Below are 13,686 nucleotides of genomic sequence, written 5' to 3'. Positions count from 1 at the left end.
GATTTAAAATTTGAATTTATATTTTTTAATTAAGTATAATAAGCGCTTTATACGTCAAGATTATTAAAAATTGTTACACTAAAGTTTTACAATTTTATTCAATTCATTAATCTTTGTAGGTGTTCCAAAAATATAGATGATATCATCAACACAAATTTTTGTGTCTGGTTTTATTTCATCAATATATTTACGGCCGCGTTTAATCGCTAAAACGGTTAAATTATAGTTTTTACCAATGCCAGAAGCTTCAATTGTTCGGCCTACTATCGGGTTATCGCGATGTTGAACATGCAATGTAGCCACTTCTTTATTCGGAATGTTTAATTGCTTAAAAACGGCTTTTTTAGAAACTGGTTTTAAGCTAGTTAACACCTCATAATCTGCCGATCTAATTTCAGTCACAATATTAGAAATTTCGTCTTGAGTTACCATGTACTGTTTTAAAACTCTAGTAAATATTTCGATAGAAGTTTCAAACTCTTCTGGAATAACTTCATCGGCACCAATTTTCATGTTTTCTTCAATTTCTTTAACAAAGCGTGTTCTAACAATAATATAAACTGTTTGTGAAAATAAACGAATTGAAGAGATAATTTGTTTTGTAGCTACTGGATCTGAAATGGCAATCACCACAACTCTAGCCTTTTGCACGTTAACATGCTGAAGTATTTCAGTTTGTCCTGCATCACCGAAAACGATGGGTTGATTGTTAGCCTTAGCTGCTTCAAACTCTTCAAAATCCATTTCAACAATCACATAAGGAATACCTATTTGTTGTGTGACACGCGAAATATTTTTACCGTTAATACCATAACCAACAATTATAACATGGTCTTCCCAATCATGAAAATGATCATCTTCATGAGAACTCATGTCTATTTTCTGTGCATTTAGACGCTTTTTCACCCGTTTAGGAATAGGAACTGTTAGTAAGAAGCGGCTAAACTTTTCGGCCTTATTAATAAACATAGGTGTTAATGCCATTGTAACAATAGAAACGGCTAAAAAATATTGGTATAAGTCTGCTGTAAGCAACTCATTCTGTAAGCCAACAGTTGATAATAAAAGTGAAAATTCACCAACTTGTAGCAATGAGAATGCACCGATAAAAGCTACTTTTGGGGTTAATTTTAAAAGTCGTGACGTTAACAATACAACCAACACTTTAACAATTAATACCACTAAAACTATAAGTATTATGTAATGAAAATGACGACCAAAAAACTGAATATCAAGCAAAGAACCCACTGAAATAAAAAAGAAACTGATAAATATTTCACGAAATGGTAGAACATTTGCTGTGGCTTGATGACTATATTCTGACTCAGAAATAATTAAACCAGCAAAAAAAGCACCTAATGCTAATGATAAACCAACAGCACTTGTTAGCCAAGCTATGGCAAAACAAAAAACTACGGTAGTTAAGATAAATAACTCTTTGCTTTTAGTTTTCACAACAGCTCTAAACACCTTCGGTACAATATATTTTTGTAAAATAAAAACAACAACTGCAAGACCAATAATTTTAAGTATGAGCATTAAAACTGTATTCCAAACATCTGGCGTCTTACCTGCTAAAATTGGTGTAACCAACATCATTGGTACAACAATGATATCTTGAAAAATTAAAACACCAAGCGACAAGCGTCCTTGTGGAGATTGTATTTCTCCACGTTCTTGTAAAAGTTTTAAAACTATTGCGGTACTACTTAAAGCAATTAAAAACCCAACAAAAATTGAAGTATTCACGCTTAAACCATAAATAGAAGCAATTAAAGCCACAGTTGCAATGGTTAGCGTTACTTGAGCGCCTCCACCTAAAAAAACCGTTCGTTTGATTTTCATGAGTCCACTAAACGAAAGCTCAATACCAATCACAAATAATAAAAATATAATACCAATTTCTGAGAGTAATTCTACTTCGTGTTGTGAGCTTAATAAATTAAAGGCATTCGGACCAACAATAATTCCAGCTGACAAAAAACCTAAGATAGATGGTAATTTCAGCTTTTGAAATGCTAAAATAATAACTATTGAAATGCCTAAAACAACAACAATCTCTTTTAATAATGGTATTTCCATGTTGCAAAAATAAGCAGTAATCAAACAAACAAGTTATGATTACTATAAACTTTTAAAATTTATGTTCTAGGATGAAATTTCTCTATAGTTTCACGCAAATGAGACTGATTTAAATGCATGTAGACTTCAGTCGTGGTAATACTTTCATGACCTAGCATTTGTTGTATAGCACGTAAATCTGCACCATTTTCCAACAAATGTGTCGCAAATGAATGTCTAAAAGTGTGCGGACTTATTTTTTTCTTGATATTCGCTTTATTTGCTAAAGTTCTAATCACAGTGAAAATCATAGCCCTAGATAACTGTTTGCCTCGTCTATTTAAAAATAAAATATCTTCATGACCAGCTGCTATTTGCTGATGGTTTCTGATATGTTTCTGGTATAATTCAATATATTTAATAGTATAATCACTAATCGGTACAAAACGCTGTTTATCGCCTTTGCCCACAACATTTATAAAAGATTCTTCAAAATATAAATCTGAAATACGTAGGTTTACTAACTCGCTAACCCGTAAACCACAACCATATAACAACTCAATAATTGCTTTATTTCGCTGACCCTGCCCAGAAGATAAATCAATAGCATCTAAAAGTTGGTCAATTTCTTTTAAACTTAAAGTATCTGGCAACTTTCGGCCAATTTTTGGTGCTTCAATTAAAACCATCGGATTATCTTCACGTAAATCTTCAAAAACCAAGTAATCAAAAAAACTTTTTAAGCCTGAAATTAATCGGGCTTGACTTCTTGCATTAGCGGATTTTGAAAAATCATAAATGAATTCTCTAATAGCTTCGACTGAAATTTTCAGAGGGCTTACCTCTATTTTGAAATCATCCAGATACTGTTGAAGTTTCTCAACATCTAATTGATAATTAACCACAGTATTGTGTTGTAAACCGCGTTCGATTTTCAAGTAGTTAGCAAAGTCTTTAATTGCAGCAGACCAATTCATGAGGCATGATATATTTTTGTAACTTAGCTTAATAATTTAATCACATGAAGATACATATAATTAATGGACCAAATTTAAACGTTCTTGGTAAACGAGAGCCAGAGATTTATGGTTATACCAATTTTAAAGATTATTTTACAGAACTTCAATTTAAATATAAAAATATTGAATTATCCTATTTTCAATCAAACATTGAAGGAGAACTCATTTCTGAACTTCAAGAATGTGATGATGTAGATGGTGTTATTTTAAATGCAGCTGCGTATACACATAATTCAATTGGCATTGCTGATGCTATTAAAACAATTTCAACACCAGTGATTGAAGTACATATTTCAAATACGCACCAACGAGAAGATTTCAGAAAACATTCTTTTATTACACCTGTGGCTTTAGGCTGTATTCTTGGCTTTGGTTTAAAAAGTTATGAACTTGCCATAAAGAGCTTCACAGACGATTAATTTATTTTAATAAAACAATTAAGATTAAAGATTTTGTAATAAAAAACCTCGAAATTAATTCGAGGTTTTTTTATTTAAAAGAAGATTAAGTACAATAATTAATCTTTATATTTATTAGAATAACGTTTATATAATTCGGTTTGATGAGATTCTAAACTAATGTCACGACCTTGAATAAATGCGCGAGTTAATTTATTGCCTTTCATGTCAAGCGCATCACCTTCACTAATAAAAAGAGTGGCATCTTTACCAACTTCTAAAGAACCAATTTGATCGTCAACACCAAGTATTTTAGCCGTATTTAAAGTAATCATTTGTAGAGCCAATTCTTTATCTAGACCAAATGCTGCAGCTGTACCAGCATAAAATGGTAGATTTCTAGAGTTCATGCGTTCCATTTGCCCGCTACCTTCTAAGGCAACTAATAAACCTGCATCATGCAGTAACTTTGGTAATTTATAAGGCAAATCATAATCGTCATCTTCAAAATTTGGCACTTGGTGCACACGCTGAACTAAAACTGAAATATCGGCAGCTTTTAGTTCTTCAGCAACTTTATAAGCATGATAAGCACCAACTATAGTTAAATTCGGAAGATTCATTTTTTCTTTAAAACTAATAACATCACGAATTTCTTTCTCGCCATTAACATGAACAAACAAACGCTTTGTCCCATTAAAAACGCCTTGCATGGCTTCTTTTTCTAGATCGCGGTTATTTTCTTCTGTATAAACTTTAGCTGATTTAAAATAGGTATATATATCCTCAACTTCAGGTTGATAATTTTTATTTTGTTCGTATCGACGATTTGGATCATACCAATTGCCACTTCGTCTAAAACCATATGGCCAATTAAGGTGTAAAGCATCATCTTCTTTTATAATAGCATCTTCCCAGTTCCAAGCATCAAACTGAACAATAGATGATGTACCTGAAATACGACCACCTTGAGGAGTAATTTGCCCCATCAAAACACCATTTGGGCGCATGCTTTCAACTACTTTGCTTTCAGTGTTATAAGCGATGATACTCCGCACGTGTGGTAGCATTTTACCAAGTTCGTCTTCATCACCTGTAGCTGCTACCGCATCGATTTCAACTAAACCTAAAGTTGAGTTAGGCGCAATAAAACCCGGATAAACGTGTTTTCCTGTTGCCTCGATTGTTGTTCCACTTGCTTTTGATTGATCGGTACCTACATAAGTAATGATACCGTCTTCAAAAACAATAACTGCATTGTTAACAAGCTCACCATTACCTATATGCGCAGTTGCATTAATAATACTTATACTTTCAGTTTGTTCTGTTGCAGGCGTTTGCTGTGAAAACGTTAGTGAGGTACAGCTAAAAACCAGCAGCATTAATAATTTATAGATTATTTTCATACTAGTTGTGTTTATGGTTTAAGTGATCTAAACTATCACAGTGTAAAAATTCTTTTTCTTTCTTTTTAATAGGCTGAGTTTTCAAGCCTTTGTTTTTGGCTTGCATCATTTGATTAATCAAGATATTTCGCTCTTTTTTAATTTGCTTTCGCATGGCTAAATCTTTTTCTAAGTCGAAATAAACCACACCTTCAATCATTGTTTTTTCAGGTTTTGCATAAATACTTAGTGGATGAGCATTCCATAAAACCAAGTCGGCATCTTTACCTTCTTCAACCGTTCCAACGCGATCTTCAATATGAAGTAATTTTGCAGGGTTGGCAGTAACAAACTTCCAAGCATCTTCTGCTGAAACATCGCCATACTTCATGCTTTTTGCAGCTTCTTGGTTGAGCCTTCTTATCATTTCTCCATCGTCTGAATTAATGGCTACAGTTACGCCTTGTTCATGCATAATAGCGGCATTAAAAGGAATGGCGTCATTAACTTCATATTTATAAGCCCACCAATCGCTAAAAGTTGAACCACCTGCGCCGTGAGCCTTCATTTTATCGGCAACTTTATAACCTTCTAAAATATGAGTAAATGTATTCACATTAAAATCAAATTGATCTGCAACCTTCATCAGCATATTGATTTCGCTTTGCACATAAGAATGACAACTGATAAAACGCTCACTATTGATAATTTCAAGTAGCGTTTCTAACTCTTCATCAACACGATAAGTATCACCTGAAGCTTTTAATTCGCCGTATTCTTTGGCTCTAGTAAAATAATCAATAAAAACTTGCTCTACGCCCATTCTACTTTGTGGAAATCTAGAATTGCCACCCCAATTTGATTGTTTTACATTTTCACCTAAAGCAAACTTGATGAATTTTGGAGAGTTATCGTAAATCATTTCTTCGGCTGGTTTACCCCATTTTAATTTCAGTATAGCTGAACGACCACCAATTGGGTTAGCTGAACCGTGTAATAACTGAATTGTAGTAACGCCACCAGCTAATGATCTATAAATGCTAATATCATCTGGATTTACAGCATCTTCCATTTTTACTTCAGCTGAGGAATTATGGCCGCCTTCGTTAACTGAACTTGCAGCAATATGAGAATGCTCATCGATAATTCCTGCGGTTAAAAATTTTCCTGTCGCATCAATCACTTCAGCACGACGACTTTTTAAATCTTTTCCGATTTTTTCAATTTTACCGTCTTGAACAAGCAAGTCATAACCTTCTAGTTTTCCTTGTTGACTACCAGTAATAATAGTTGCATTTTTAAATAAAATTCGTTTTGACTCTGGGTTTGGAGTAGATAAACCATAAGCCATATTAGGGTAAGTCACCGGTAAAATATCATGGCTGTTTTCTTGGTTATCTTTTTTAGAATCATTCTTATCTTTTGAAGAATCTGACTCGGCTGATGTTTTTTTAGTAGCCGTAAATCTGGATTCAGTACCGTTTGCCAAAACTGCTTTACCGTTTATTTGATTTGTTTGTTTGTCTATTTTAGCTGAAAGCACATGAAATTGAGCTTCATCTTGAGCTTCAACTGGTATAATTAAGTTAAGCCAATTATTTTCAAAACTTAGTTTGGTTTTGAATGTATTAGTCGAATTTTTCAGTGAAGCCTTAAATGAGGTTCCTTTTGGTGAAATAGACAAGTCATACTCTGTATTATCAAAAGTTAACAGATAATCACCTGAAATATCAATTTGGCTGATGTCGCCATATGAAAATCTATGGCCTTGTACCCAATTTTCTAAGATTCTGGTGTCTTTGGCAAACAATTCATTTGATGTAATAATGAAGTTAGCTATTTTACCTTCGTCAAGCGTACCAAGCTGATTAGAAACTTGAAGAATTTGCGCAGGCACTGTGGTTAGAGCTGCTAAAGCCGTGGCTTTATCTAGACCTAATTTAACTGATTTTGCTAAGTTTTTGTGTAGTGTGCTTGGCGATTTTAAGTCTTTAGTGGTAAAAGCAATTTCAACACCATTATCAGCTAGCATCATAGCGTTATGTGGTGCTTGTTGCCAATGCTTCATATCGCTTAAACTCAAATAATCACGCAGATAAGAATCTTCAACATCATAAGCATTTGGGTAATCAACTGGTAATACAAATCTAGCCTTAGTTTCTTTTATAGTTTGAACGCGTTTATATTCATCGCCACTACCAATAATAGTATATTGAACGCCAAATTGATCGCCAATTTTATCGGCTCTTAAGGCGTTTAAATAATCAGAAACTTCAAAAATCTGTGGTAAGTTTTCATTTTTTATAAAAGCTTCAATGGCCAGATCTTTTTCTGAAATCAAGCCATTTTTATAAGCTTCGGTATCATGGTAAAATTGGCGTAATAAAGCCGTGAACCCCATAATTGAACTTGGATAAGCTTGGCGAGATTGCTGGCTTTTATCGAAAGCGAAATATTGGGCTGAATTTGATTTCAGCAAGTTTTCATTAACATTTTCTCCATTTTTTAGCGTATATAAAGCACTTGTACCTCGAACAAAAGCATCTGTAACGTGTGTATTTACAGTACCAAAGCCAGCTTTTCGCATGGCTTCAGCTTTTTTCTTGTCGAATTTAAAGTGTGCTGTTGCGCTTTGGTCTGGACGTACATGGTCATTCCAATAATAACCGCTCCTATTAGGATTATATTGCGGTTGAGATGTTCTAGGCGCTTTAGGAAGATCTTTAATACCAAAACCTGAATATAGCTCTATAAATGAAGGATAAATATGCTTTCCTTTAGCAGAAATAATGACCGTATTTTCAGGAAACTTGCTATCGCCAAGACTAACTACTTTACCATCTTTAAACAATAAACTTGAGTTTTCAAGAGTTTTAGATGGGCTCACGTGTATGATAGCATTTGTAATTGCCACATAATTTGATGTTTTTGCTTTCACGCCTTTACTATCAGGAAAATAATCCTGTGCAAAGCTGCTAAGCCCTAAACAACAAACCAACATAAATAAGTAATGTTTCATAAATTAAAATTTAAATTAAAATAATTGATAGGTGTTATGATAATTAACTAAAAGTGCGGTTACATAACTATAAGTTTCAATGCCTTTAGGCTGGTTGTTTGCCTTTAAAAAGTTGCCATAAATCTGCTTCATAATCACTTCACTAGGACCTCGATACTTCTCCCAAAATTGTCGAGAAGTTTTGTAATTTTTAATAATCCCTTCATTAACATCAGCTAACATTACTTTAAATAATTCAGGGTCGCGTTTATAGATGTCGTTTAGACTATATTTTAAAGCAAAGGTTAAACCTGCGTATCTTAAATATTTATGTTTTGAATTAATACAAACTAAAGCAGCGATAAAATTAGCTTCATTTTCTTTTGCAAAACCCAATTGGTGACTCACCTCATGAGCCATTGTTGTTGGCCACTTGTACTGCGGCATTAAACTATTAAACTGTGCTTCTTTAGTAAATGGATTTAGATAGCCACTAAAACCAGCATAACTCAAAGGTAAAGACAATAATGATGACTTGATATTTTCGGTTGGATAGTTAAGTTTATTCGGAAAATTAGACGGTTCTTGATAAGCTTCAAATACTAAATTTTGCATTTCAGACTTAGAAAAGTTGAAGTTAACAGCCGATGTATCATTCTCAACAATACTTAAGTGACTTGCGTTTGCCACTTCAATAAGTTCACATGTAAATTCAACAAGCGCTTCAGTTGAATAATCTGATGATAATTGAAGCTGCTGGTTTAAAGGTCGCCTGTAATAATTAAAACCCCAGAAAACATTAAATAAGGTATAAAACAATGCACAAAAGCCTAAAAAGCTAATAAAGCGATTTAACCGATTTCTCTTAAATTTAATAAATCGATAAATCAATACCGCTAACCAAATAACCAAAAATAGGTAAAACACATCTCCAATTGAAAAAGGTAACCAAGCTAAACTATACAGTTGTAAGGTTGATATAGCTTCAAAAAAAGGACTATAATAAAGCTCTAAATCATCAGGATGCAAATTAAACCACCACATCAAACCCCATTGAAGTGGCAAAAGGCTTAAAAAAAATAAAGCCGTTTTTGTTGATTTCGATAAGTTATAACGATTCAAAATTAATTTCTATCTAATTTTTCAAACTTACACATTTTAGGTTATTCTTCATATTTTTATTGTATTTTTGAGGGCGTCATAACACAACATTAAATTCACCACTATGGTAGTTTTTTTCAAAACTCAAAAGACGCATTTTTTCGCCGTAAAAATTAACAAACGCCCAGACTACGAAACCATCAAAAAGCTAAAATGGCTGTTTGGCGATGCTTTGTTTGTCGATAAAAAAGAAGTTGAAGGAAAGTTTATTGGTCCGCGACAGGTCATGATTACACCGTGGAGCACCAATGCTGTTGAAATTACCCAAAATATGGGAATCGATGGTATTTCTCGTATTGAAGAATTTCATGAATTTGAAGATAATTCAACTGAGTACGATGCCATGTTATTTCAAAAATACCATAATTTAACCCAAAGTATTTTTGAAATTAACACTAAACCTGAAGCTGTAAAATCGATTACAGATATTGAAGCCTACAATAAATCTGAAGGTTTAGCACTTAGTCCAGAAGAAGTTGCTTATTTAAATTCAGTCAGTAAAAGAATTGAAAGACCATTAACTGATGCAGAAGTTTTTGGCTTTTCACAAGTCAACTCAGAACATTGTCGCCATAAAATTTTTAATGGCACTTTTATTATTGATGGAGAAGAAAAAAAGCACTCATTATTTAAGCTAATTAAGCAAACCTCTGAGAAAAATCCTAACGGCATCGTTTCAGCCTATAAAGACAATGTCGCTTTTTTGAGTGGTCCAAAAATTGAGCAATTTGCACCACAACGCCCAGATCAAGCCTCAATTTACGAAACAAAAGATTTTGATTCGGTCATTTCCTTAAAGGCAGAAACGCATAACTTCCCAACAACTGTAGAGCCTTTTAATGGCGCAGCAACTGGTAGTGGTGGCGAAATTAGAGATCGACTTGCTGGTGGCAAGGGATCAATTCCATTAGCTGGAACAGCGGTTTACATGACGCCTTATTCAAGGACAGGGAAAAATCGTTCTTGGGAAAATAAGATTAAAGAACGTGAATGGTTATACCAAACGCCCTTAGATATTCTAATAAAAGCCTCTAATGGCGCATCAGACTTTGGTAATAAATTTGGGCAACCTCTTATTTCTGGGTCGCTGTTTACTTTTGAACATGAAGAACATGAGCATGTTTTGGCCTATGACAAAGTGATTATGTTAGCTGGTGGTATTGGTTACGGAAAAGCAAGCCAAGCCTTAAAAGATACACCTCAACAAAATGATGATATCATAATTTTAGGCGGTGATAATTATAGAATTGGTATGGGCGGCGCAGCAGTTTCTTCAGCAGATACAGGTGAATTTGAAAGCGGTCTTGAACTTAATGCTATTCAAAGATCGAACCCAGAAATGCAAAAGCGTGCAGCCAACGCAATTCGTGCAATGGTAGAGCTTGACAAAAATCCTATTAATTCAATTCATGATCACGGTGCTGGCGGCCACCTTAACTGTCTTAGTGAATTAGTTGAAGACACTGGCGGTAAAATTGATATTAGCAAACTGCCTGTAGGCGATAAAACCTTATCAGCTAAAGAGATTATTGGCAATGAATCTCAAGAACGTATGGGATTAGTAATGCCACCTGAAGAAGCAAAATTCTTAAAAAAAGTGGCTAATAGAGAACGTTCACCAATGTACTTTGTAGGTAAAGTCACTAAAGACCACCGCTTTACCTTTAGTAATTCTATGAGTGGTGAAACACCAATGGATTTAATGCTTAGTGATATGTTTGGAAGTTCACCAAAAACAATCATGAAAGATCAGCATCAGGCTCAGAAATTTAGCGAACTTGAAAAATTACAACCAGAATTAATTTATTCTTTCACTAAAAATATACTTCAGTTAGAATCTGTGGCCTGTAAAGATTGGTTAACCAATAAAGTTGACCGCTGTGTAACTGGTCGAGTTGCTAAACAACAAACACTAGGTGAATTACAAATTCCGCTAAATAATGTTGGTGTAATGGCTTTAGACTATAATGGTAAACATGGCATTGCAACTTCCATTGGCCACTCTCCTATTTCAGGATTAATCAATCCTATCGCTGGAGCTAAAAACTCAATTGCAGAAGCATTAACCAATATTATTTGGGCACCTTTAGAACATAATTTAAGCTCAGTTTCTTTATCAGCAAACTGGATGTGGCCATGTAACAATCCTGGTGAAGATGCTCGACTTTATGATGCGGTTGAAGCTGTTTCAAATTTTGCCATTAACTTAGGGATCAATATTCCTACTGGTAAAGACTCGTTGTCAATGAAACAAAAGTACAACGACAAAGAAGTACTTTCACCAGGAACCGTAATTATATCAGCTGCAGCCAACTGTCACGAAATTACTAATATAATTGAACCTTTATTAAACCCAAATGCAGGACAGATTTATTATTTAGATTTATCAAGAGACAGCTATAAATTAGGTGGCTCAGCATTAGCGCAAAGTCTGAACAAAGTTGGCCACGATGCACCAAGTATTAAAGATGATGCCTATTTTAAATTTCAATTTAACGCCATACAACAATTAATTAAAGCTAAGAAAATTACAGCTGGTCATGATATTTCATCAGGTGGATTAATTACATGTTTGCTTGAACTTTGCTTCGGAAATCTTGACTTAGGTGCTGAATTAGACTTATCTGAAATTAAGGAAGATAATTTATTGAAATTGTTATTTGCTGAAAACAGCGGACTGGTTTTTCAGTCTAAGCAAGATATTTCAGCTGAAATTAAAGAACTAAATTTAAACGCTATTCCGATTGGTAAAGCTAATTCAACTGGAATACTTTCAATAAAACACCAGCTAGAAAAACTTCAATTTAATATTTCAGATTACAGGAATATTTGGTTTCAACGTTCATTCGAGTTTGATTGTGAGCAAAGTGGAAAAATCAAAGCTCAAGAACGCTTTGAAAATCTTGAAAAAGCACCACTAAAATTTAAGTTTCCATCACATTTTACAGGCAGAAAACCAAATCTACCTCAACAAAAAATCAAGGCTGCAATTTTACGTGAAAAAGGTTCAAACTCAGAGCGAGAAATGGCTCGTGCCATGTATTTAGCTGGGTTTGAAGTAAAAGATATTCATATGACAGACCTCATGTCTGGTGCTGAAAATTTAGAAGATGTTCAATTCATTGCAGCGGTTGGCGGATTTTCTAATTCAGATGTTTTAGGGAGTGCTAAAGGTTGGGCTGGCGCATTTAAGTATAATGAACATGCAAACCTAGCTCTACGCAACTTTTTTAATCGTGAAGATACCATGTCACTTGGTGTTTGCAATGGATGCCAGTTGTTTGTAGAGTTAGGTTTGTTAAACCAAGGTGACCAAGAGAAACCACAATTATTACACAATGATTCCCATAAATTTGAATGCCAATTTACGGCCGTAACAATTCAAGAGTCAGCTTCAATTATGCTTAAAAGCTTAGAAGGTAGCACTTTAGGAATTTGGGCGGCACACGGCGAAGGCAAGTTTCAGTTTCCGCATGAAGAACAACACTATCAAATTCCTGCTAAATATCATGCAAAAACCTATCCTGCCAACCCAAATGGATCTCAGTATAATTCAGCTATGTTATGTGATGAAACAGGTCGACATTTAGTGATGATGCCTCATCTTGAACGTTCAACATTTCAGTGGAATTGGCCTTATTATCCTAATGAAAGAACAGATGAAGTTACACCTTGGTTAGAAGCTTTTATAAATGCTAAAAATTGGCTAGAAAAGACTCAATAATGCTCACAAAACAAGATTTAATTGAACAACTCCATTTAGAAAAACACCCAGAAGGTGGTTACTATAAAGAAACATACCGAAGTAAGGTAACTCTTAAAAAAGAAAGTTTACCATCTGAGTTTGGTTCTGTTAGAAGTGTAAGTACTTGCATATATTTTATGCTCACTTCAGATGAGTTTTCTGCATTTCACAAAGTAAACCAAGATGAAATTTGGCATTTTTACTTAGGTAGTCGTATTTTACTTCATATGATTTCTCCTGATGGCGAATATTCTAAAATTAAAATTGGAACAGACTTTTCAAATGGTGAAATACCACAATTTGTTGTTCCTGCTCAATATTGGTTTGCAGCCGAAGTTATTCAACCTGAAAGTTTTGCTCTTGTAGGATGTACTGTTGCGCCAGGTTTTGATTTTGAAGACTTTGAATTAGCCAAAAGAAAAGAACTCCAGCAAAAATTCCCAAAACATCAAGCTTTAATATCAAGGTTAACTCGATAAGTTTATAATTGAAAACAAAAACTTGCGCCATTTGTCAAGAAGAATTTGAAGTCCTTTATAGAATTCAAATTAAAAAAGGGAAATCATGGATATTTGCTTGTAAGTCTTGCGTTGAAAAACAAAAAGCAACCAATTTAGGTTATCGATATGGTGGAACTTGGAAAGGCAAACGACATTAAAAAAATATCCCATATCATTTAGCGATAACTTATAGTTAAATCAAATTCGTTACAATTTTAAATAGAAATACTTCAATTAATCTTAAAAAAACCTTAACAAAGAGTAAATTTTCAGTTTTATAGAATAGAATTATCTTATATCAGTATATAATTAAATTATAGTAAATAGTTAATTGTTTGTTAATATAATAATCTAATATATTCATTATCAGTTAAATATAATTTATAACGAATTAAAATAGCTAGATTTGTTAACTTTTT

The 13,686-nt window shown here is 33.8% G+C and carries 9 protein-coding genes; 4 read left to right on the top strand and 5 right to left on the bottom strand.

Annotated elements, in window-relative coordinates; genetic code table 11:
• Window positions 1–78: 78 nt before the first annotated feature.
• Both BUB82_RS07585 and xerD read right to left on the bottom strand, forming a co-directional pair.
• A complete protein-coding gene (locus BUB82_RS07585) occupies window positions 79–2,082 on the bottom strand; it encodes a monovalent cation:proton antiporter family protein (protein ID WP_073193012.1) in 2,004 nt (667 codons plus the stop codon).
• A 59-nt stretch (window positions 2,083–2,141) separates the two neighbouring features.
• Window positions 2,142–3,038 carry a site-specific tyrosine recombinase XerD gene (xerD, locus tag BUB82_RS07580; protein WP_073193011.1) on the bottom strand — a complete coding sequence of 299 codons (897 nt, stop codon included), beginning with the start codon at window positions 3,036–3,038 and terminating at the stop codon, window positions 2,142–2,144.
• 44 nt (window positions 3,039–3,082) lie between these two features.
• Here xerD and BUB82_RS07575 point away from each other — a divergent pair, with 44 nt between their 5' ends.
• Entirely contained in the window at window positions 3,083–3,499 is a 417-nt protein-coding gene (locus tag BUB82_RS07575) for a type II 3-dehydroquinate dehydratase (RefSeq protein WP_073193010.1), read from the top strand.
• Between the two features lie 98 nt (window positions 3,500–3,597).
• Here the strand turns inward: BUB82_RS07575 and BUB82_RS07570 are convergent, their stop codons facing one another.
• From BUB82_RS07570 to BUB82_RS07560, 3 genes are read right to left on the bottom strand one after another with little or no spacing between them, the layout of a single operon-like run.
• The gene (locus BUB82_RS07570) at window positions 3,598–4,884 is read right to left on the bottom strand and encodes an amidohydrolase family protein (protein WP_073193009.1); all 1,287 of its coding nucleotides are present in this window, start codon (window positions 4,882–4,884) and stop codon (window positions 3,598–3,600) included.
• Between the two features lies 1 nt (window position 4,885).
• A complete protein-coding gene (locus BUB82_RS07565) occupies window positions 4,886–7,882 on the bottom strand; it encodes an amidohydrolase family protein (protein ID WP_073193008.1) in 2,997 nt (998 codons plus the stop codon).
• 15 nt (window positions 7,883–7,897) lie between these two features.
• A complete protein-coding gene (locus tag BUB82_RS07560) occupies window positions 7,898–8,905 on the bottom strand; it encodes a DUF3810 domain-containing protein (protein ID WP_073193119.1) in 1,008 nt (335 codons plus the stop codon).
• 181 nt (window positions 8,906–9,086) lie between these two features.
• Here BUB82_RS07560 and purL point away from each other — a divergent pair, with 181 nt between their 5' ends.
• From purL to BUB82_RS11770, 3 genes are read left to right on the top strand one after another with little or no spacing between them, the layout of a single operon-like run.
• Window positions 9,087–12,746 (top strand): phosphoribosylformylglycinamidine synthase, encoded by a 3,660-nt coding sequence (gene purL, locus BUB82_RS07555; RefSeq protein ID WP_073193007.1) that lies wholly within the window; start codon window positions 9,087–9,089, stop codon window positions 12,744–12,746.
• Window positions 12,746–13,246, top strand: a complete 501-nt coding sequence (locus tag BUB82_RS07550) for a cupin domain-containing protein (RefSeq protein ID WP_073193006.1) — start codon at window positions 12,746–12,748, stop codon at window positions 13,244–13,246. The genes purL and BUB82_RS07550 overlap by 1 nt, the downstream gene beginning before the upstream one ends.
• 8 nt (window positions 13,247–13,254) lie before the next feature.
• Entirely contained in the window at window positions 13,255–13,425 is a 171-nt protein-coding gene (locus tag BUB82_RS11770) for a hypothetical protein (RefSeq protein WP_159432029.1), read from the top strand.
• Window positions 13,426–13,686 lie beyond the last annotated feature (261 nt).

This window comes from Psychroflexus salarius, assembly GCF_900129035.1.
Lineage (GTDB): Bacteria > Bacteroidota > Bacteroidia > Flavobacteriales > Flavobacteriaceae > Psychroflexus > Psychroflexus salarius.
This window is presented reverse-complemented; position numbering and strand designations above follow the sequence as displayed.

What these genes read in the sequence shown, in the direction of transcription:
- BUB82_RS07585 (WP_073193012.1), bottom strand. Translation starts at nt 2,082, where the DNA reads ATGGAAATACCATTATTAAAAGAGATTGTTGTTGTTTTAGGCATTTCA.
- xerD (WP_073193011.1), bottom strand. Translation starts at nt 3,038, where the DNA reads ATGAATTGGTCTGCTGCAATTAAAGACTTTGCTAACTACTTGAAAATC.
- BUB82_RS07575 (WP_073193010.1), top strand. Translation starts at nt 3,083, where the DNA reads ATGAAGATACATATAATTAATGGACCAAATTTAAACGTTCTTGGTAAA.
- BUB82_RS07570 (WP_073193009.1), bottom strand. Translation starts at nt 4,884, where the DNA reads ATGAAAATAATCTATAAATTATTAATGCTGCTGGTTTTTAGCTGTACC.
- BUB82_RS07565 (WP_073193008.1), bottom strand. Translation starts at nt 7,882, where the DNA reads ATGAAACATTACTTATTTATGTTGGTTTGTTGTTTAGGGCTTAGCAGC.
- BUB82_RS07560 (WP_073193119.1), bottom strand. Translation starts at nt 8,905, where the DNA reads ATGTGGTGGTTTAATTTGCATCCTGATGATTTAGAGCTTTATTATAGT.
- purL (WP_073193007.1), top strand. Translation starts at nt 9,087, where the DNA reads ATGGTAGTTTTTTTCAAAACTCAAAAGACGCATTTTTTCGCCGTAAAA.
- BUB82_RS07550 (WP_073193006.1), top strand. Translation starts at nt 12,746, where the DNA reads ATGCTCACAAAACAAGATTTAATTGAACAACTCCATTTAGAAAAACAC.